The sequence below is a fragment of the Roseateles oligotrophus genome, from assembly GCF_025717515.1.
GTDB lineage: Bacteria > Pseudomonadota > Gammaproteobacteria > Burkholderiales > Burkholderiaceae_C > Paucibacter_A > Paucibacter_A oligotrophus.
Map to the genome: position 1 here is coordinate 155634 of NZ_JAJIRN010000010.1, position 20346 is coordinate 175979.

17 protein-coding genes are annotated in these 20346 nt (G+C 63.1%); 9 read left to right on the forward strand and 8 right to left on the reverse strand.

The features are described from left to right. The first annotated feature begins 11 nt into the window (after nucleotides 1-11). Nucleotides 12-653, forward strand: a complete 642-nt coding sequence (locus LNV07_RS21550; protein WP_263573257.1) for a MarC family protein — start codon at nucleotides 12-14, stop codon at nucleotides 651-653. A 177-nt stretch (nucleotides 654-830) separates the two neighbouring features. Continuing rightward, complete coding sequence (locus tag LNV07_RS21555; RefSeq protein WP_263573258.1) at nucleotides 831-2507, forward strand: GMC family oxidoreductase; 1677 nt, start codon at nucleotides 831-833, stop codon at nucleotides 2505-2507. On the opposite strand, the gene LNV07_RS21560 is transcribed toward LNV07_RS21555, so the two are convergent. Together LNV07_RS21560 and LNV07_RS21565 are read right to left on the reverse strand one after the other, a co-directional pair. Next, nucleotides 2494-2640, reverse strand: a complete 147-nt coding sequence (locus LNV07_RS21560) for a hypothetical protein (protein ID WP_263573259.1) — start codon at nucleotides 2638-2640, stop codon at nucleotides 2494-2496. The genes LNV07_RS21555 and LNV07_RS21560 overlap by 14 nt on opposite strands. Before the next feature lie 130 nt (nucleotides 2641-2770). Continuing rightward, nucleotides 2771-4147, reverse strand: coding sequence for a leucyl aminopeptidase family protein (locus LNV07_RS21565; RefSeq protein ID WP_263573260.1), 1377 nt, complete (start codon nucleotides 4145-4147; stop codon nucleotides 2771-2773). Nucleotides 4148-4582: 435 nt separating this feature from the next. Between LNV07_RS21565 and LNV07_RS21570 the strand changes: the two genes are divergently transcribed. After that, complete coding sequence (locus LNV07_RS21570) at nucleotides 4583-5389, forward strand: alpha/beta hydrolase (RefSeq protein ID WP_263573261.1); 807 nt, start codon at nucleotides 4583-4585, stop codon at nucleotides 5387-5389. A gap of 577 nt (nucleotides 5390-5966) precedes the next feature. On the opposite strand, the gene LNV07_RS21575 is transcribed toward LNV07_RS21570, so the two are convergent. Next, nucleotides 5967-6332, reverse strand: coding sequence for a thioredoxin family protein (locus LNV07_RS21575; protein ID WP_263573262.1), 366 nt, complete (start codon nucleotides 6330-6332; stop codon nucleotides 5967-5969). A 209-nt stretch (nucleotides 6333-6541) separates the two neighbouring features. Here LNV07_RS21575 and LNV07_RS21580 point away from each other — a divergent pair, with 209 nt between their 5' ends. Then, nucleotides 6542-6715, forward strand: coding sequence for a hypothetical protein (locus tag LNV07_RS21580; protein ID WP_263573263.1), 174 nt, complete (start codon nucleotides 6542-6544; stop codon nucleotides 6713-6715). Nucleotides 6716-6751: 36 nt separating this feature from the next. Here the strand turns inward: LNV07_RS21580 and LNV07_RS21585 are convergent, their stop codons facing one another. Then, nucleotides 6752-9118: a DEAD/DEAH box helicase gene (locus LNV07_RS21585; RefSeq protein ID WP_397545591.1), complete on the reverse strand. Its 2367-nt coding sequence runs from the start codon at nucleotides 9116-9118 to the stop codon at nucleotides 6752-6754. Between the two features lie 526 nt (nucleotides 9119-9644). On the opposite strand from LNV07_RS21585, the gene LNV07_RS21590 reads away from it, so the two are divergent. The 3 genes from LNV07_RS21590 (at nucleotide 9645) to LNV07_RS21600 (ending at nucleotide 12221) form a co-directional block, all read left to right on the forward strand. Beyond that, nucleotides 9645-10913: a hypothetical protein gene (locus tag LNV07_RS21590; protein WP_263573264.1), complete on the forward strand. Its 1269-nt coding sequence runs from the start codon at nucleotides 9645-9647 to the stop codon at nucleotides 10911-10913. Nucleotides 10914-11053: 140 nt separating this feature from the next. Continuing rightward, nucleotides 11054-11671, forward strand: coding sequence for a hypothetical protein (locus LNV07_RS21595; protein ID WP_263573265.1), 618 nt, complete (start codon nucleotides 11054-11056; stop codon nucleotides 11669-11671). Then, on the forward strand, nucleotides 11616-12221 hold the full coding sequence (locus LNV07_RS21600; protein WP_263573266.1) for a tRNA-uridine aminocarboxypropyltransferase: 606 nt from the start codon (nucleotides 11616-11618) through the stop codon (nucleotides 12219-12221). The genes LNV07_RS21595 and LNV07_RS21600 overlap by 56 nt, the downstream gene beginning before the upstream one ends. Before the next feature lie 185 nt (nucleotides 12222-12406). On the opposite strand, the gene LNV07_RS21605 is transcribed toward LNV07_RS21600, so the two are convergent. Then, nucleotides 12407-14359, reverse strand: coding sequence for a B12-binding domain-containing radical SAM protein (locus LNV07_RS21605; protein WP_263573267.1), 1953 nt, complete (start codon nucleotides 14357-14359; stop codon nucleotides 12407-12409). Nucleotides 14360-14454: 95 nt separating this feature from the next. Beyond that, nucleotides 14455-15870: a TIGR03790 family protein gene (locus LNV07_RS21610; RefSeq protein WP_263573268.1), complete on the reverse strand. Its 1416-nt coding sequence runs from the start codon at nucleotides 15868-15870 to the stop codon at nucleotides 14455-14457. 499 nt (nucleotides 15871-16369) lie between these two features. Between LNV07_RS21610 and LNV07_RS21615 the strand changes: the two genes are divergently transcribed. Next, a complete protein-coding gene (locus LNV07_RS21615) occupies nucleotides 16370-17131 on the forward strand; it encodes a sulfite exporter TauE/SafE family protein (RefSeq protein WP_263573269.1) in 762 nt (253 codons plus the stop codon). A 101-nt stretch (nucleotides 17132-17232) separates the two neighbouring features. Beyond that, on the forward strand, nucleotides 17233-18051 hold the full coding sequence (locus LNV07_RS21620; protein WP_263573270.1) for an HDOD domain-containing protein: 819 nt from the start codon (nucleotides 17233-17235) through the stop codon (nucleotides 18049-18051). Nucleotides 18052-18054: 3 nt separating this feature from the next. Here LNV07_RS21620 and LNV07_RS21625 read toward each other — a convergent pair whose 3' ends face one another. Then, nucleotides 18055-19452 (reverse strand): GGDEF domain-containing protein, encoded by a 1398-nt coding sequence (locus tag LNV07_RS21625; protein ID WP_263573271.1) that lies wholly within the window; start codon nucleotides 19450-19452, stop codon nucleotides 18055-18057. 182 nt (nucleotides 19453-19634) lie between these two features. Further along, nucleotides 19635-20297, reverse strand: a complete 663-nt coding sequence (locus LNV07_RS21630; protein WP_263573272.1) for an FHA domain-containing protein — start codon at nucleotides 20295-20297, stop codon at nucleotides 19635-19637. Nucleotides 20298-20346: the final 49 nt, after the last annotated feature.

The following is a 20346-nucleotide window of genomic DNA, read 5'->3' on the forward strand; positions in this document are numbered from 1 at the left end:
ACAATCGCCCCATGGACATCTACAAACCCCTGGTCGCCCTGCTCGCCATCGTCAACCCGGTCGGCGTGGTGCCCTTCTTCATCCACTTCACCAGTCATTTGACTCGTGCGCAGCGCAAGCACACGATCCTGGTCAGCTCCTTCACCGCCTTTGTCGTGATTGCCGTCAGCGCCTTGCTGGGGCTGAAGGTGATCGAATTCTTCGGCATCTCGCTGGCCTCGTTCCAGGTCGGTGGCGGCACGCTGTTGTTGATCAGCTCGATCCAGATGCTCAACGCCCAGCCCGCCGAAAGCCGCAAGGATGATTTGAGCGAGGCCGCCAGCAAGGCCGACACCGGCGCCAGCATTGCCGTTGTGCCCTTGACCATCCCATTGCTGACCGGCCCGGCGACGATCTCGACCATGGTCATCTACGCCGACAGAACCCGTCATTGGTGGGAGTTAGCCGTCCTGGTCGGCTACGGCGTCGTGGTGGGCTTGCTCACCTATCTGGTGTTCTCGGCCTCGGGCCGCATCGCCCGCGCGCTCGGCCAGACCGGCATCAACATCATGACAAGGCTGATGGGTTTGATTCTGGCGGCGCTGGCGGTTGAGCTGTTGGCCGACGGGCTGATCAAGCTGTTCCCGGTGTTGGCTTCGCATATTGCCAACTAATGACTTTGCGGGACAGTCCGATCGAACGTAGTGAGTAGCTCTGTCCTCAACTGATTGAGCTTTGCGGGGCAGATCGGTCGAACGAAGCGAGTAGCTCTGTCCTCAACTGATTGAGCTTTGCGGGACAGATCGATCGAACGTAGTGAGTAGCTCTGTCCACTAACTGAATAGGTTTCAATGTTCGATTTCATCATCGTCGGCGCCGGCACCGCCGGCTGCCTCTTGGCCAATCGCCTGTCGGCGGACCCGAGCAAACGCGTGCTTTTGCTGGAGGCCGGCGGCAAGGATGACTACCACTGGATCCATATCCCGGTCGGCTACCTGCATTGCATCGGCAACCCCCGCACCGATTGGCTCTACCAGACCGAGGCCGAACCGGGTCTGAACGGGCGCAGCTTGCGCTACCCGCGCGGCAAGGTTTTGGGCGGCTGTTCCAGCATCAACGGCATGATCTATATGCGCGGCCAGCGCCGCGATTACGACGCCTGGGCGGCGGCCACCGGCGACCCGGCCTGGCGCTGGGAGGCTTGCCTGCCTGCGTTCAAACAACATGAAAATCATTGGCGGCTCGACAAGCCTGAGGGCGTGAACGCCGACTTCAAAGCCGCGCACGGCCATGGCGGCGAATGGCGGATCGAGCGCCAGCGCCTGCGCTGGGATGTGCTGGACGCCTTTGCGCAAGCGGCGGTGCAAGCCGGCATCCCTGCGACCGAAGACTTCAACGCCGGAGACAACGAGGGCGTCGGCTATTTCGAGGTCAATCAACGCCAAGGCCTGCGCTGGAACACGGCCAAGGCCTTTTTGCGTCCGACCTGCTATGCCCGCCCGAATTTCGAGTTATGGACCGGCAGCATGGTGCAGCGCCTCAAGCTGGCCCATGTGGATGGGCAGCTGCAATGCCAAGGCGCCGAGGTGCAAACACCCGGCGGACTGGAAAGCGTCAAGCTCAATCCCGGCGGCGAGCTGGTGTTGGCGGCCGGCGCGATCGGCTCGCCGCAAATTCTGCAGCTGTCCGGCATTGGCCCGGCCGCCTTGTTGCAAAGCCTGGGGATTGCCGTTCAGCAAGACCTGCCCGGTGTCGGCGCTAACTTGCAAGATCATCTGCAAATCCGCAGCGTCTACAAGGTCGAGGGCGCGCTGACGCTGAATACGCAGGCAGCCAGCCTCTTTGGCAAGGCCAAGATTGCGCTGGAATACGCGATCAAGCGCAGCGGGCCGATGAGCATGGCGCCGTCGCAGCTCGGTGCCTTCACCCGCAGCAGCCCCGACAAGCCCTGGTCCGATTTGGAATATCACGTCCAGCCCTTGTCGCTGGAGGCCTTTGGTGAGCCGCTGGATCGCTTCAACGCCATCACCGCCAGCGTCTGCAATCTGAACCCGAGCAGCCGCGGCACAGTGCAGATCCGCTCGGCCGACCCGGCCCAAGCGCCGGCCATTTCGCCCAACTATCTGAGCACCGACGAAGACCGCTGCGTGGCTGCAGCCAGCTTGAAGCTAACGCGCAAAATCATTGCTCAGCCGGCCTTCGCGGCTTTCAAGCCCGAGGAGTACAAGCCCGGTTTGCAGTATCAGAGCGACGAGGATCTTGCTCGTCTGGCGGGCGACATCGCCACCACCATCTTTCATCCCGTGGGCACTTGCAAGATGGGCCGCGCCGATGACGCGATGGCCGTCGTGGACAGCCAGCTGCGCGTGCGCGGGGCTAATGGGGTGATCAAGGGCCTGCGGGTGGCCGATGCCAGCGTGATGCCCACCATCACCAGCGGCAACACCAACTCACCGACGCTGATGATCGCGGAAAAGGCGGCGGCCTGGATCTTGGCCGACGCGTCCAGAAACCTCAGGGGAGTTTGACGCCGTCGATGCTCACAGCAGGACCGATCAGGACCTCCTGCGTCTCGGCGGCAAGGCAGAGCATCGGTGCCGTGGCGGCCAGGCCGGCGATCAGGCCGGCTTTCAACATAGCGAGGGAGAAAGGCAAGCGCATCGCAAACTCCTTGGGTTTGGCCGGGCCGGCCGACTGGGCTGTCCAGTAGAAGCCGATTGCACGGCTTCTACCTGAGGCCTATCGACCCCGGCCCACCCAAGTTGAGGAATTTGTCACGCCGAGGCTGCTTTCACCCAGCGAAGCGCTGCTCCAGATAGGCCAACAGCGTGCGAATCGTCTGCGCCTCGCCGCCAACCGGGCGGCCCGGCCGCGCCACATCGTTCCAGGCGAACAGGTCGATATGCAACCAATCCTGGTTCTCGGGCACAAAGTATTCGAGAAAGAGCGCCGCATTGATCGCACCGCCGAGCGCGTTGCGGCCGGTGTTGACGATGTCGCCGATGCTGCTCTCGATGCCGGCCTTGTAGGGCGCCCACAGCGGCATATGCCACAGCGGGTCTTCCAGCTTGAGCCCCAAATCAACCAGATCGCGGGCGCTGTCGAAATGCTTGCTGAACAAGGCCGGCAGTTGCGCGCCCAAGGCCACACGGGCGGCGCCGGTCAAGGTGGCCAGATCGATGATCAGCTCCGGCTTGCCTTCCGACGCATAGGCCAGCGCGTCGCTGAGCACCACGCGGCCTTCGGCGTCGGTGTTGCCGATTTCGATATGCAGGCCCTTGCGGGTCTTGATCACATCGCCGGGGCGGTAGGCGTTGCCGGCGATCGAATTTTCCACCGCCGGGATCAGCACTTGCAGCCGAACCGGCAGTTTGAAGGCCATCACCAGCGCGGCCAGACCCAGGGCGTTGGCGGCACCGCCCATGTCTTTTTTCATCTGCCGCATGCCGTCGGCGCTCTTCATATCGAGACCGCCGGTGTCGAAGCAGACGCCCTTGCCGACGATGGCCAGCAGCGGCGCGTCGGCCTTGCCCCAATTCAGCTCGATCAGGCGCGGCGCGCGCGTCGAAGCGCGGCCGACCGCATGGATGGCCGGGAAGTTCTGCTTCAGCAAGTCATCGCCGACGATCTGCTTGAACTTGGCGCCATGCTGTTTGGCGATCATCTGGGCCGCTTGTGCCAACTCCTCCGGCCCCATGTGCTCGGCGGGCGTGTTGACCAAATCCCGCGTGGCGGCCATCGCGGTTGCAAAGGCCAGGCCGCGCTGGGCGTCGGCGCTGGGTGCCAAGATCAGCTCGGCGGGGGCGCGGCGGCGCGGCTTGTAGAGATCAAACTGGTAGGCGCCGAGTTCCCACGACAAGGCGGCGGTTTCGGCCGACAGCGCCAAACCCTCGTCCGACAGTCGGTAAGCCCCTTCGGGCAGTGCCTGCGGCAGGGCGGCCAGGGCGAAGGGGTCGGCCACATGGCCGATGCCGGCGAAGACCTGGCCAAGTTTGCCGTCCGCGCCGGGCACCAGCGCGAAGCTGTCGGGCGCGCCGACAAAGCCCAAGGCCGCCAGCCAATGGCGGGTCGGCGTGGGCAAGGTCGCGGCAAGGGTCTTGAAGCTGCTGCGATCAACCACGGTGATGGCGATGGCGGCTGCGGCGGATGTCTTGAGTTGGACGGTCATGGTGCGGGTGGCTCCGTTACGGCGCTGAAGGAGCGGCGATTGTCCACTGCCGGGAAGCACTTCTCATCAGCGCGTACTTGGGGCTTCAAGGCCAAATCGAGTTAGAGAACTGACCCTGCTGCCGCACTTCGGTAGGGAGGGCTTGCGACAGGTCAAGTCAAGGCGAAACTGCGACCATTTCTCGGGCTTGGGGCAACCGAGTCAGCTCAAGTTCCCCCGCTGCTGCCCACTCAAGCCCCATGAACCGCGCGGTCGGCAAGGGAAATGCAAAAATCGCGGCCATGATCGACGCAGAATATTGCCGCAGAGATAGGCAATCTTGTCGGCCCGGTCAGCCAACGTCATGGTTAAACAGGATTTTTTTCAATGCAGCTTTCAAACGTAGTTCGGCCTGCCTCGATGCCGAAGATCCGAAAAGTAAGCTTGGCGTTAGCGATGGCAGGGGCCGCCACAATTGCCGGCCCGACCACCGCGCTGGCCGATGAGCTCATCACGCTCAAGACGAGAGCGGGCGTCACCCAGTCCATGCAGCTTTGGGAGCCCCATGGGCGCAGCCCGAAAGCCGTCATTTTGCTGATTCCGGGTGGCGACGGAAATATCGGCTTAAAGCTCGAAAACGGCAAGGCCGTGGCCGAAGGTCCGCACTTGTTTTCTCAACACCGCGAGCTATTCGAGCAGGCCGGGCTCGCCGTTGCGGTGCTCGATGCGCCGACCGATCAGCAGGAAATGACGCAGCAATTTCGAACGTCATCGCTGCATATGAACGATATGGGAGCGCTTCTGAGCGAGCTCGGGCGGCGCTTTCCTCAAACTCCGATCGCCCTGGTCGCGCATAGCCGGGGCACCATCTCTGCGGGCTATACGGCGCAGCGCTTCGGTGCGCAAATCAGTGCGATGGTGCTGCTGTCTGGTTTGTACCGGGCCACAGCGCCCGATCCGCAGTTGCCTTCATACGGCCCCGGCCTGTCGAAAATAGACCTGCACGCGCTGAAGATGCCGGTCTTGCTGATCCACCATCGCGCAGATGCTTGCCCGCTCGCGCCTATCGCCGGAGCGCTCGAGCCGGCCGGCAATTTGCGGATGATCACGGTCGAAGACCTTGGGCAAAACGAGGCCAAGCATCCCTGCGGCCCCGGCACCAAGCATTGGTTTGTGGGCCAGGAAGTAGCTATCGAACAGGCCTTGATTCGCTGGTTGTTGGAGGGCAAATGGGAGCCCAGATTAGCTGCGCCATCGACTTGAACAGGCCGAGGGAGAGATTCGGGGTCAGGTCTTGAATCTGATGGCAAGACCTGACCCTCAGGCCGTCGGCTTGCGAGGTGCCTGCGCGAAGCGCAGCTCCCATCGAGGCGATGCGCAGCGAGCCGTGTTCTTTGGAGTTCACCCCTTCTGCATGGGCGAGGAGCGGAGAATTTGCCGGGCGTCGCGCAGCGACTTCAAGGACTGGTTTCGCGCCCCTTGTTTGAACGCAGCGTAGCGCAGTGAGTTGGGCGCGGCCCGGCAAATTTGAGCACTGAGCGGACCCGCAGGGCCATGCGGCAGGGTCTGAGGCCGCACCGAGCAAGCATCGCTTGCGACGGCTGCCGAAGGATCAGACGCCTACCAGCGGCTGAGCGCCTTCTCTGGCCCACCTCTCTTGGCGAGGCAAGAGAGGTGGGTCGGCCGCCGGGCCGAGACCCGGCATCGTGCCGGGAGAACAATCGATTCGAAGCGCGCCTAAGAGTCATTGAAGCTTGCTGGCAGACACGCATGACCCGCAGCACGCTTGCAGCTCGGTGCGAGCCAAGCAACAGACAGCTGTCTAAATTTCAACTCATCCCTAGCAACTGCTCTGCAATCGCACCAACAAAGCCTGCGCAGCCGGGCTGGCCTTGGCGGCCGGCATCTCGGCGGCCGAAGCCACCAGCCGCTGAGCGGTGGCCAAATGCGGCGTCACCGGCCCGATAAAGCGCAGCTGTTCGCCGACGCCGATCAACAAGGTCGGAAAGGTCTCGACTTCCAGATCACCGACCAACTCCTCGTCGTCCTCAATATCTACCCAGATAAAGCGGAAGTCGGGATGCTGCAGGCGCAAGGCTGCCATCACCTCGCGATAAGAGTCGCAGGTGCGGCACCAAGCGGCGCAAAGGCAGGCCACCAAGGTGGTCTGCGCGCAACGGTCATGGGCATCGGTGGCAATCATCATGGCGCCAAGCATAGCGAGGCTGGCGCCCCCTGCCGGTCGGCACGGGGAGCGGCGTTGCAAACTGGCTACGCCTACCCCGGCACAAGTACCGATGGAAAAAAATCAACAAATTGGTGCGCCACTGTCAACCGCACCCATTTGGCTCACGTTGTGCCTGCAAACGGAGCGGGATTGTTGGAATCTCCCCGTAGCAGCAAAGGCAAAAAGCCATGAAGTCGCAACAACATTCGTCCGAACCACAGCCCCGTCGCCTGCCTTGCCCCGAGCTACAAGCCGGCCAAGCCGATTACAAGGGCCGCAAGCATGAGGCTTTCGAGGCCGGCAATTTCGGCAGCGACCGCCGCAGCTTGGCGCGTGCAATCCGCTTCGACCGCAAGCGTTGAGAGTTCCGCCGCACCAAGTCGGTGCGGCAGGGCGCTTTAGCTGCTCAGCGGCGCCATCAATAGTTCCAGATCCTGCGCAGTGAACTTGGCCGCATCGGCCGAGTCATTGCCCAGCACCCCTTCCGCCAGCGCCAGCTTGCGCGCTTGCAACTCCAGCATTCGCTCCTCGATGCTGCCCGCCACCACCAATTTGTAGACGAACACCGGCTTGTCCTGGCCGATGCGGTGCGCGCGTGCGCTGGCCTGCGCCTCAACGGCCGGGTTCCACCAGGGGTCGACATGGATGACGGTGTCGGCCGCGGTCAGGTTCAGGCCGACGCCGCCGGCCTTCAGGCTGATCAGCATCAGCGGCAACTCCTGCGCCTGAAACCGCCGCACGATCTTGCCACGCGCGGCCACCGGCGTCGCCCCGGTCAGCGTCAGATAGGGCAGCGCCAACCGGTCCAGCTCGGCGGCGAGCAGCGCCAGCATTTCGGCGAATTGCGAAAACACCAGCACCCGTCGGCCCTCGGCCAGCAGTTCGGGCAGCATCTCGCCGAGCAACTCCAACTTGGCCCGCTCGGTGTCGGGCGCCATCGCCATGCCTTTGACCAGATACGGATCACAGCAGACCTGGCGCAGCTTCAGCAGCGCGTCCAGCACCGAAATCTGCGCACCGGCAAAGCCGCGACGCGCCAGCACCCGCCGCACCTGCTTGTCCGCCGCCACCCGCACGCTTTCGTAGAGGTCACGCTGCTGGCCATAGAGCTGCACGCGGCGGGTGACCGTGGTCAGCGGCGGCAGCTCGGTCGCCACGTCTTCCTTGCGTCGGCGCAGGATGAAGGGCCGCACGCGCTGCGCCAACAGCCGCGCCCGCAGCGTCTCGCCATTGGTTTCGATCGGTTTGCGCCAAAGCCGGGCAAAGCTGCGCGCATCGCCCAAGAATCCCGGCATCAGAAAATCGAACTGCGCCCACAACTCGCCCAGATGGTTTTCCAGCGGCGTGCCGGTCAGGCAGAGTCGGTGGCGGGCGCTCAGCTTGCGCACGGCGGCCGCCGCCCGGCTGCTGGCGTTCTTGACCGTCTGCGCCTCGTCCAGAATCAGCAGATGCCAGGGCTGGGCGCTCAGCGCCGCCACATCTCGCCACAAGAGCGGATAGGTGCTGAGCACCAGGTCGTAGTCGGCCAGGTGAGGAAAATGCTGCGCCCGCAGCGGCCCTTGCAGCGAGAGCACGCGCAGCTGTGGTGCGACGCGGCCGGCCTCGGCCTGCCAGTTGAAGAGCAGCGAGGTCGGCAGCACAGCCAAGGCCGGCCGGTTCAGCCGACCGGCCTGCTTCTCGAGCAGCAAATGGGCCAAGGCCTGCGCGGTTTTGCCCAGGCCCATATCGTCGGCCAGGATGCCGGCCAAGCCCTGCTCGCGCAGGTATTGCAACCAGGCCAAGCCGCTCAATTGGTAAGGCCGCAGTGTCAGGCCCAGGCCCATCGGCGGCGCTACCGGCTGCGGCTCGCCGGCAGCGATGAGCTTCTGCGCCAGCAGGCGCAGGTCGCCGTCACCGTGAATTTGCCAGCCCGAGCGCTCATCCAAGCCCATCAAACGGGCGGCATCCCAATCGCTCAAGGGCAATGGGCCCTCGCGGCGGCGGGGATCGGTCAGCAGATCGACCATCGCCGCCACAATGGGTTTCAAAACGGATGCCGGCGCCTCGATGCGGCGCCCGCCCGGCGCATGCAGCAGGATGATGGCGGCATCGTCGATCGACGCAATCGCCTCGGCATCCAGCCAGCGCGCATCGCGCTTCAGTAAGTCGGCAATCATCGGCGCCAGATCGAGCATTTCACCCTCGATCTCGACCCCCAGCGTCAACAGCCAGGAGCCCTCGCGGGCCGGCAGGCTCAGGCGCTTGATGTCCATGCGCCAGGCTTCCGGCGCGACCGGCCGATGCGCAAAGCCCGGCTGCACGACGATGGCCCAGCCCTTGGCCTCCAACTCGGGCACCCGGTCCAGCCAGAACTCGGCGAAGAAGTCTTCCTGCGTCAGCGTCCACAAATCAGCCAGACCGGCCGCGTTGTCCGGGTGCCGCCATTGCAGCAGTTCGGCATCCAGAGGGATCAGCCCCGAGCTCCAAAGCTGGTCGCGCGCCTCGGCCTCGGCCGGCAAATCTCGCGCCAGCAGCCTTGCGCCGACGGCTTGCGTCAGGGGTGGCCGGCTGTTCAGCAGCGAGCGCGGCGCGGGGGTGTCCCAGATTTTTTTTTGCTCGCCGGCATAGGTCCAGTCGACCTGCGCGACGGTCGCGCTGTCGCCACGTGGACCCAGCTTGCCGCCGGGCGCCAGGCCCAGCAGCCCGTCGCCCCGACTCAGCGTGCGCAGGCTCAGGCGCGGCCGAAAACGCGCCGGCTCGCCCTTGGACGCTGCGGCCGCCGGCATGGGTTTGGCCGCGACAGGCGCGGCCGGAGCCGCGTCGCTGAGCAACAAGTCCATCAGCTTGGCGGCGTCGGCCTCGGGCAGACGCGGCAGGGTCTTGAGCTCATCCCGCCCGGCCTTGCGGCGCAGCGCTTCGACCCAGACTTGCAAGGTGGCGGCGCGCAGCGGTGCGTCGGCCGCTATTTGCAGCTTCAGCATCACGGCGGCCGCATGCTCGCAGAAATGGCGCACCCGGCAGCTGCATTGGGCGCTGTAAAACGGCCGGCCATCGGCACCTTCGAGCCCTTGCAACGCCAACTCGTAGACCTTGTCGCCGCCACCCGCGACACGCGCGCTGGCACCCAAGTCGTCTTGCTGCAGCGCCAGTATCTGCGCTTGCAAGGCGCGGCCGCGCTGCAGTCGATGGCGCTCGAACAGGCGCGCCAACTCAGGCTCGGTCGGCGGCCAAATACGCGGGGCAAGGTCGAAATCGGGTGCAACAGACATGGCCGTCATTGTCTGTCCTTGCTTTGCTGGCAGACTGCGAACCATGCGACTTGTATCGATCCGAAGAATTCTGCTTGGCCTGAGCCTCGGCATCTTGCTGCTATTGGGCTCGGTCGTGGCCTTGAGTCTGCAAGCCACGGCCCTGATTGCCGTTGCGCCCGAGCTGCGGCCGGCCGATATCAAGCAGGCCAAGGATTTCTTGCGCCGCAATGATCCCCGCCAACTCGACTCGGACGCGCAGCGCTTGTTGAATCTTCGCGAGCAGGAATTGAACCTGATGCTGGGGCAGGCCGCCAAGCTCTATGCTCACGCGGCGGCACAGGTGCAGCTGCGCCCCGGTCGGGCGGTCTTTCGGGCCAGTTTTCCGCTGCCTAAATTGGCAGTCTGGCTCAATATCGATGCCGAGCTGCAAGACGGGGACGGCATGCCCGAAATCACCCGCCTGCGCATCGGCCGGCTACCGGTGCCGGCCTGGCTCGCCAACCTGGCGATGCGGCGAGCGGTGCAACAACTGCCCGCCGCATTGGATTTGCAATTGGCCGAGGCTTCGGTATTGGACATGGTCGAGCGCGTCGGCTTCGGCGCCGAGCTGCTGCATGTCAAATACCGCTGGAAAAAGGACAGCATGGAGCGGGTGATGTCCTCGCTATGGCCGGCCGCCGAGCAGCAACGCGCGCTGGCCTATCAGGAACATCTGGCGGCCTGGGTGCAGACGCTGCCGCCGGGTCAGCCGGTGTCCTTGGCGACGCTGATGCCGCCGATGTTTGTCTTGGCGCAGCAGCGCAGCACCGGTCTGAGCGCGCAGGCGGCGGCCGAGAATCGCGCCGCCATTCTGACCTTGGCGCTCTATGCCACCGGCGAGAGCTGGGCGCGGGTGATGCCGGCGACGCAAGCTTGGCCCCGAGCCACGCCGCTGCAAGTGACCTTGAACGGACGCGAAGACTTCGCGATGCACTTTTTGGTGTCGGCGGCCTTGGCCGTCGAGGGCGGCGGGCCGTTGGCCGACGCGATCGGCGTCTACAAGGAGTTGTCAGACTCGCGCGGCGGCAGCGGTTTCAGCTTCAACGACATCGCCGCCGACCGGGCCGGCACGCGCTTCGGGCTCTTGTCCGAGCAATCACCCGAGACGCTGCAAACGCGGATCGGGCGCGGCTTGCCCGAGCGCGCCTTCATGCCCGATGTGGCCGATCTGCCCGAATTTCTGAACGAGCGAGAGTTCCTGCAGCGCTACGGCGGCGTCGACGGGCCAGCCTATCGGCAAATGATGAAGGACATCGAGGCCCGCTTGAGCGCGCTTTCCTTGTCGAATTGATGAAAATCTGCCCCACCCCCCGCGAATGAGTGGGCTCGCCAAGCCTGCCATCCCCCCCGATTCCGGGGCTCGCCGACGCCCTTAGATTCGCAGTCGCACCGAAAATCAAGCCTACGATATTCGGTGCAGAGGTGGCGAAGATGAAAGATACAAGAAGCTTGGCATCGCTGTGTTCGGGTCTGCTGTTGTACGGTGCTTGCTGGGCCTTAGCTTGGTTGCTGGCCGACATTCGCTTGCCGGCCGATCTATTTCCACATGCGTTCTTGGGGCGAGGCAGCTTTGGCGCCTTACTCAGCGAGGCCAGCGCCATTGCACTGCTGCTGTTCGTCATCGCTCTGGCTTGGGGCTATTTCACCGTGCGCTCACCCAAGCTTGGCAAGCGTCCGACCACGGCCTGGTGTTTGACCGGGCTGGGCCTGGCTTGGTTTGCCTGGTTGCTGGCGGGGGTGTTCAAGTTGTCGGAATCCGAGCTCGCTGGCGAGCAGTCGATCGGCGTCTTGCTGCTGTCGGCCACGCAGCCGCCTTTGTGGGGCCTGCTCAACACACTGGCCCTGCTGTTGGGGGTAGTCGTCGCCGGCGGATTGGCCGGCAAGCATTACCGCATGATCGGCGGCGGCCAGGGCCGTACCATCAAGGCCTCTTATGCGCGACGCCGTGAAAAATCAGCCAACACCTCATCAAGCAGCGACACCCGAGGCGTCGATGACTCCGCCTGGGTCGCAACGCGCCCGATGTCTGAACTGCCAGAGGCCGCTTAGCGCCTGCATCTGCCCATGGGTCAGACCGGCCGCTAACCGGGTCGAATTGCTGCTGCTCCAGCACCCGCTGGAGCAAGACCATGCCAAGGGCACGGCCAGGCTCTTGCAGCTATCACTGCGGCGCTGCCGCATCTGGGTCGGCGAAACTTTTGATCCGCTGGAGTTGGCGCAGGCATTGGCGACGCCCGAGCCCGATCAATCAAGTTGGCTGCTTTACCCCGAAGATCGCCCCCAAGCCGGCGAATGCTTGATCACTCCGCCGACCTGCACTCGCTTGGTGGTGCTCGACGCGACTTGGCGCAAAAGCCGCAAGATGCTGCTGCTCAACCCCTTGCTGCAGCAATTGCCGCGCCTGGCACTCAGGGATCCGCCGGCCTCACGCTATGCGATTCGCAAGGCCCATCTGGGCCATCAGCTGTCGACGCTGGAGGCCAGCGTGCTGGCTTTGCAGCAGTTGGAAGGTCCGTCGCCAGCTTACGAAGATTTGCTCGTCGGCTTCGACGGCTTTGTCGCCCAACAAGCGCGCCTGTTCCAGGCTCAGAGGCTATGAGCTTTTGTAGCGAGCGGCCGTCAGACTAGGCGGACGGAGCGCAGAAACCGCAACGTACTCCCTGTACGTGAGGATTTCGACAACGAAGTTGCGGCGAGACTCATATTTGCGCAGCAAATGTGATGTCGGAGCCAACATCCGGCCAACGACGTGTGGAGGTCGCGCAGTAAAAAGTTCTCGGCCTCTCAGCCCTGACCGGAGGCGCTCAAGGCGCGTGCAATGCGGTGGCGTGCGACCGTCGTCTTCGGCACCTTGAACGGGAACCAGCTGCGCACATCCTCTTCCAGCCCGATGCCATGCATATAGTTGTAAATCGCCTTCTTCAGGCCGACGCCGAGCCGGTCATGGTCAACGCCGGTCGGATCGTTGAAACCGACATCGTTCTTGGCGAATGAAACCGGCGGCAAGGGCAGAAGCGTAACGCCGTAAGCCGCCGGGTCACGCCCGACCGGCGAATGCACGGTACAGGCAAAACGGTGGAAGAAGCCGCTCTGTATGCAACCCTGTTCGAACAACTGCCGCACATATTCCAAGGCATCGACGGTGTCTTGCACGGTCTGGGTCGGGAACCCATACATCAGGTAAGCATGCACGAGGATGCCGGCATCGGTGAAACCCCGCGTGACACGCGCCACCTGCTCGACCGAGACACCCTTCTTCATCAAGTTCAGCAGCCGGTCGGACGCCACCTCAAGGCCGCCCGAGATAGCGATACAACCACTGTCCGCCAACTGCTGGCATAGCTCGGGGCTGAAGGACTTCTCGAAGCGGATATTGCCCCACCAGGAAATGCTGCTATTGCGCGCCTGTAGCTCGGCGGCCAGCGCCTTCAAGGCCTTGGGCGGCGCCGCCTCATCGACGAAATGGAAACCGGTCTGGCCGGTCTCGGCGACGATGGCCTCGATGCGGTCGACCAGCGTCGCCGCCGAAGTGCCTTCGTAGCGCGAGATGTAGTCCAGCGAGACATCGCAGAAACTGCATTTCTTCCAGTAGCAACCATGCGCCACCGTCAGCTTGTTCCAGCGCCCGTCCGACCACAGCCGGTTCATCGGGTTGAGCATGTCCAGCAGCGAGAGGTAGCGATCCAGCGGCAGACCGTCCCAGGTCGGCGTGCCGACCTCGGCAAAGGCGATATCGGGCTCGACGAAGTTGATGTACCTGACGACTGTTGGCCCCCAAAGCCGCTGCATCGCAGCGTCCGCCCCCCCGTGGGGGAGCAAGTCGTCTTCTCTGACGAAAGTCCTCACCAAGCGCTGCTTCGAGCGTTTGCCGTCCAGATGCTCCAGCAGCGCCAGCAAGGGGCGCTCGCCAGCGTCCAGCGTCACATAGTCAAAATAGTCGAACACGCGCGGCTCGGTCAGCTCACGTAACTCGGTATTGACGAAGCCGCCGCCGAGCGCGATTTTGATGCCGGGATGCTCGGCGCGAATGAACTGCGCGATCCGGAATGCCGCGTAGACGGCCCCGGGGAAGGGTATGGAAATCAAGACCAGCCGAGGCTGGTGATGCGCGATGGAAGCCAGCGTTAGCTCCCGCAGCGTCGTATCGACCAGATTCAGCGGCGCCGCCAAGGCCTCGGCCAGTGGCTCAAAGGTCGGCTGGCTGGTTGCCAGCGACTCCGCATAACGCACGAACTCAAAGCGCGGGTCGACCGCGTCGCGCAGCACATCGGCCAGGTCGTTCAGGTAGAGCGTCGCCAGATGGCGAGCCTTGTCCTGCAAACCCAGCGCGCCAAAAGCCCAGGCCAAAGGGTCGCCGCCGTCTTCGTCAATGTAAACATCGAGCGAGGCAAAGCGCGGCCCTTCGGGCAGAAACTGGCGGCCGCAGATGCGATGCGCGAGGGTCGGATCGCGCCCCTGCAAAAAGGCGATGGTGGCGCTGATGGTCGATAGATAGACGTCAAAAGCCTCATCAAATCCTTGCACCAAGGGCGTGCGCTTGGCCACATCCAGCGCATGGATCGCCTCGCGCAAGGACAGCAGACCGGCGCGCGAGAACAGCTTCAGCATCAACGCCAAGGCCAAATCTTCTTGCACCGCGTCGACGCCGCGCGAGCGCAGAAAGCCGGTCAGGTAGGCAGTAGATGGGTAGGGGGTATTGAGCTGGGTCATCGGAGGGATGACGGACAGCACACGCATGGCAGAGGGCTGGGGGGACATAGAAAGGCCTGAAGGGGCCCTCATTTTGCCAGCCCGGCCGGGTTGACGCCGACCGCCTCGCTAAAGACCGGGGCTCAGAGCGTGCATTGCAGCGCCGCATTGCCGGCACAGGGGCCGCGCCAACGCAGCTCGGTGGCATTGGCCGGCGGCAGCGGCGAGCGCAACGTTTGCGGCTCGGCGCGGGCGATCTTGAAGGCGGCCAAGGCGGTCCAGGTGCCCGCCGTGCCGGCTCGGTACTCCAGGCTATAGCTGGCGTTGCTGCGCAGCGCCCGCGTACTGATCAGGTATTGGCCGTTTTCAATGGTGAAGCTGGGGCTGTCATTGAAAGGCCGCGCCAGGGGCTCGCCGACGAACAAACCCTGGCCCGGCCATTGAACCGACTTCCAATAGGCCTCGATCACCGTTTCACCTCGGAAGTAATGCTCGATCAAGACGGAGGCTTGAGGAAACTTCTGGGTGTAGTTGCAGGGCTCCTCGACCGTGCCATAACTGGCAGTGGCGCCGGCATCCAGCCAGTCGGTGATGGGCATTTGACCCGAGCCCGGCAACATGCCGCCATAGGAGGTCAGGTGGTCGGCCACCGCGCCGGGCCGGAAGCCAAGGCTGGCAAGCTTGGGCACGCTGGCCAGGCCGGTGAAGTAGAACAACACATCGGTCTTGCCCTCGATGAAATCGGCCGCGCCTCCGGCAGAGTTGTCGCTGTAGTTCAAAAGCAGGCGGCCGGCCCAAGCGGCGGGCAGGCCGATGTAGTCGCCGTAACGCACGCTGCGCGCCCCGTCACCGGTGCGCAGCAGATAGCCGCTGCCGGTGGGCTTGCTGGCGTCGGCCTGCACACCGCGATCGATCAAGGTTTTGGCGGCGGCCAAGCTGTTTGCGCCCAGCATCATCGAGGGGCGGATCTTGTGATCCACCCAAGCCTGCCTGGATTCGGAGTCGAAATAGCTCGATGGTGCGGTGCCCGAGCAAGCCCCGCAATACTTGCTGTCGTAGCCAAAAGCCATCGCACTGGTGATGCTCATTGCACAAGTGCCGACGACGCGCGATGGGGCGGTCCAGGTCAGCAAGGTGGCTTGTACGCCGGTCGGCAGCTTGGCATCGATTTCGGCCTTCAGCGCCGCAAAGTCGGACACCGAGATGGTCGCCGACGCGGTGGCCAGTTTGACCCGAATGATGTTGGCGGCAGGAATGCCGCGCGCCGTTTGGTAGTAGCTGCCTATTGCCTCGGACTGCGCATCGCCCTCGACAACGATCACGCCCAGTTCGGCCGCGCTCAAGCCCGCGCGCGGCAAATTGAAACCCAGGGTGGTGGTGGCGCTACCTATCGGCACGGGCACCGGCACCGGCACCGGCACCGGGACGGGAGCGGGCTCGACAATGCTCGAGCCGCCACCGCCACAAGCCACCAACATAAGAGGCAAGAGCAAGCCGCCCAGACGGATCAATAGTTGCGGCCAGCAGCCTGCGCCGGTCTTGGAATTGGATACATACATGGGTCGAATTGTTCCGTGTCGCACTTTGTGACAAACGCGAAGAAAGTCGACTCAAAGCCGCCAGTTCTACCCATCCCGGTTCAGAAGTTGGCCCGTCGCAGCGCTTGATCGCGCCCTTTTTTGCAAAAACACCACAAATTTCGACCGAGTCAGGAACTCGCCGTTGTTCTAAAGAAGTGCATCGGGTTGCTGCCGATATGCCCTGTTTTATGGGTTACTTCAGAGTAGTAAGCACATGCACACATAACCAGTTCGGTGCACCTCAACCGTAAAAACCCCAAGTGCGGGCATGAGCTCCGAGCCCTACATTCGCTTCACTCGACGTGTCCTGCAAACGGGCGCTAGGGCGGCATGAGGAGACAATCTCAAGCAAAGCGGTACAAACAATAAAGTGACACTGTCACAATCAACAGGCACCTGAAATCCATTTCGGGTGCCTGTTTTTCTTTCTGGCGACAATTTGACGCCACCACCTTTTCGTAGATTTCCCCTCGTCCGCATGTTTGAACTTTTGACCGTCGCGCTGGCCTCATTGCTGGCCGGCTTCATTGACGCGGTAGTTGGGGGGGGTGGTTTGGTGCTGGTGCCCGCCTTGTTTGGCGTGTTTCCGCAAGCCGCACCCGCCACGTTGTTTGGCACCAATAAGGGCGCATCGATCTGGGGCACCGCCTGGGCCACGGCCCAATACGCGCGGCGCGTCTCACTGAACTGGCCGGCCCTGTTGCCGGCGGCTGGCATCGCGCTGCTGGGCAGTTTTGCTGGCGCCTGGACGGTCACGCTGGTCGACCCCGGTTTTTTACGCCGTGCCCTGCCGCTGATCTTGTTGCTGGTGTTGGCCTATACCTTGGCGCGCAAGGATTTGGGGCGGCAGCATGCGCCGCGTTTCAACGGTCGCGCCGAAACGCTGGTCGCCGGTGGCATCGGTTTGGGTGTCGGGTTTTATGACGGCTTCTTCGGTCCCGGCACCGGCAGCTTCTTCGTTTTTCTATTCGTGCGTTTATTGGGTTATGACTTCTTGCACGCCTCGGCCACGGCAAAGCTGATGAACACCGCCACCAACGCAGCGGCTATAGCGTTGTTCGCCTTCAAGGGCCATATCTGGTGGCATATCGCGGCGGTAATGGCCGTCACCAATGTGGCCGGCAGCTTGGTCGGCACGCGCATGGCGCTGGCACGAGGGGCCGGCTTTGTCCGCGGCATGTTCATTGTGGTCGTCAGTGGCCTGATCCTGAAGACCGGTTGGGATGCTTTTTTTCGCTAACTTTTGCTTACATCGGGTTCTTGAAAAGACTTGCTGCGCGGCCCCATCAAAAAAGCCGTTCTAAGCACTAAGATCGCAAGAGTTTCTGGAGGTTCTTAGCCATGCCCGTCGATCCAACATTGCGTTCACTTGACATCGAAATTCCGACCCAGCCCGAGGTCTTGGTCAAGCTGTCTTTGTTGATGGCGGCCGAAGACATTGATCTGCTGGCGATGTCCTCCTTGGTCGAGACCGATATGGCCCTGGCTGCGGCCGTGCTGAAAGCCGTCAACTCATCGCTGTACGGCCTGCGTGGCCGAGTGCAGACGGTGCATCAGGCATTGACCTATCTGGGCATGCGAGAAGTCGCCTCAATCACCTTCGAGATGGGCTTGCGGGCTGCCTTCCCGCCGGCTGCGGAGTTGGAGCCGGTCTGGAAGCGCGCCGCAGAGCGTGGCCTCTTGATGGGTCGGATGGGGCAGATGCTGGGCATTGACCCTTGGGCGGCCCACTCGGCGGGTTTATTCGAGGAATGTGGCAAAGCGGTCTTGTATCGCCACGCGCCGGCGCATTACCCGGCCATGCTGCGGGCGGCCGCCAGCGATGTCGAATTGGTACAACTGGAACACACGGCTTTTGGCGTTAGCCATGATGCACTGGGTGCGGCGCTGTGCGAAAGCTGGGGCTTGGCGCCGGCGGCGGTGGCCAGTGTTCGCCACCACGTCGAGGTGCAGGCCAATATGATCATGCCCGAGAGCCTGCAACGCCGTGGCGTTAGCGCCATTTCGACGATAGCTTGGGCGCTGCTGATGCACCCCGACCGATTGGATGAGGTCGCCAGCGCCATTGCGCCACAGGCTTCGCTCGATGAGGCCTTGGTGCTGCGCGCGGCGCGCCGCGTCAGCGATCAGATGCAACAAGCGCTGGAGCGAGATCGCTGATCTCTAGCCCTGGCGGGGCTCGGGATGCCCGCTGGATGCTGCCAAGCTGAGTCGGTCGCGGCCGGCATGCTTGGCGATATAGAGTGCCTCGTCGGCGGCCTGCATCAAGGCTTGCGGGCTCAGATAAGGGTGCGCCGGGCTATAGGCGGCCAGACCGATGCTGACGGTCAGCACTTGCCCATTCACACTGCCCTCATGCGGCAATTGCAACTCTCGCAAGTCCTCGCGAAGTTGCTCCAGCAAACCTTGGGTCACGCCCAGACCGAAACCTGGCAGCAAGGCGACAAACTCCTCGCCACCCAGCCGAGCCACTAGATCGGTATCGCGCTTGAAACGCACCGACAGCAACTGCGCAAAGCGCGTCAACACCGCGTCGCCGGCCGCCACGCCGTAGCGTTCATTGAAGCTCTTGAAGTGGTCCAGATCCAAAACCGCCAGGGCCAAATGGCCGCGCTGGCGCTGCGCGCGTTTGAACTCGCGCCTTAGGCCTTCGTCGAATTCGCGCCGGTTCGCCAGGCCCGTCAGCTCATCCACACGACTCAGGCGCCCCAGCTCCAGATTCTTTTGCGCCAAAGATTGTTCGGCCGACCGCAGCGCATCCTGCTGCCGACCGACCTCAAGCCGCAACAATTCGGCACGGCCTTGTTCTTCCTGAAGTTGCAGCCACAGACTTTGTTGCGCCCGCGTGATGGAATGCGAGATACGAGCCAACTCATTCGGCTGCTGCGGCTCAGGCTCAGGCGGCGGCAAGGTGGGGTCAAACGCATCGGCATGACTGGCCAAGCGGCGCAGCGCCTTCAGCGGCCGCAGCAACATGCGGTCCAGCACAATGACCAAGACCAGACTGAGCAGCAGGACCAAAATCAGATCACGCCACAAAACTGCGGGCAACTGCTCGCGCCAAAACATGTATTGCAAGGCTTCGGGTTGCGCCACTACGCGGACCAGGGCGCCATCAGCTGCGGGCGGGCCCAATTTGAAGTCGATCTGGCGCATATCTGCCCGCGATGCGGTGCTGAAGTCGCCCAGACTCAAGCGACTGCCGTTGCCCATATCCAGTTCCACGCCGATGATGCCTGGGCGGGCCTGCACCTTGCCGAGCAGTTGCCGGGTCGTGTCGCTTGGCTCGCTCGGCCCTGCATCGGATGAGGCGGCGTCCACCAAGCTGCGTGCCAGCGGCTGCGCATAGAGTTGCGGCAGCGCCCTCAAATCGGCATCAAAGGCCTGCAAGCGCTGCTGCAACTGATAGCGCAAGTGAAGCGCATCGGTGGCACCAACCAATAGCAGGCTGACGAACACAACGGCCACAGCCACCCGCACCCTGATCGAGCCGAGGCGTGAGGAGTGGATCGTTGCGGCGGTGGCTGCGGTGGTGGCAGTTGATAGAGGGCGCTGACTCACGTGTGCTCGGGCAAGGTGGTAGGTCTTGGCTGGCTTTAACATAAAGCCTAAGCGGTGACAGGGCTCGACCGCCATTGTGCATGGCAGCCCGGGCGCTGGAGGCGCCAAATCACCAGGGTATTCCCAGAGTCAGGGCCAGTTCGACGGTAAATCTCGCCCTTTGTTAAGGGCGGACAGCCGTATCAGCCGTTGACGAACTGCATCTGCGTGCCAGCCAGTTCGATCACATCGCCGTCCTTGAGGGCGATAGATTCTCCGGTCAATGGCGACCCATTGACGGACGGGCGGGCGGCCCCTTCAACATGGGCGAACACATAACCGCTCGGGCGCTTGGTAATCGAGGCGACTTGGACGCCGGGCTTGCCGACCGTCGTCACCACCTTGGTCAAACTCACCTCGCGGCCGGCCGCAGCGCCGGTCAAAACCTTGATCACGGCGGGTGAGGCATTTGCCGCCGGGGCAAGCATGCCGAAACCGGAAGCCGCGCCGACATGGCCGCCAACAGCGGGCAGCGCCGCACCCGGCTTCAAAATCATGGTCTTTTCGTAGTCGCCGCTGTCCTCAAGCAAGTATTTGATTTTGTACTTGCCGATTTCGACGATGTCGCTATTGACCAGCAACTGCTTCTTGATCGCTTTGCCGTTGATATAAGTGCCATTGGTCGAGTTCAGGTCCTCGATAAAGACATCGGCTCCAACCATTTGCAAGACGGCATGTTCCCCGCTGACGGCCAAGTTGTCGATCACGATGTCGTTATAGGGACGACGCCCAAGCGTGGTCTTGTCCTTGGTAATTTGGACATCCTTAATCACCACCCCGTCGAGCGAAACCACCAGTTTGCCCATGCTTTGACCTCAATCCTGTTGTCTTGTAGCTTGCGATGGCATTGTCTTT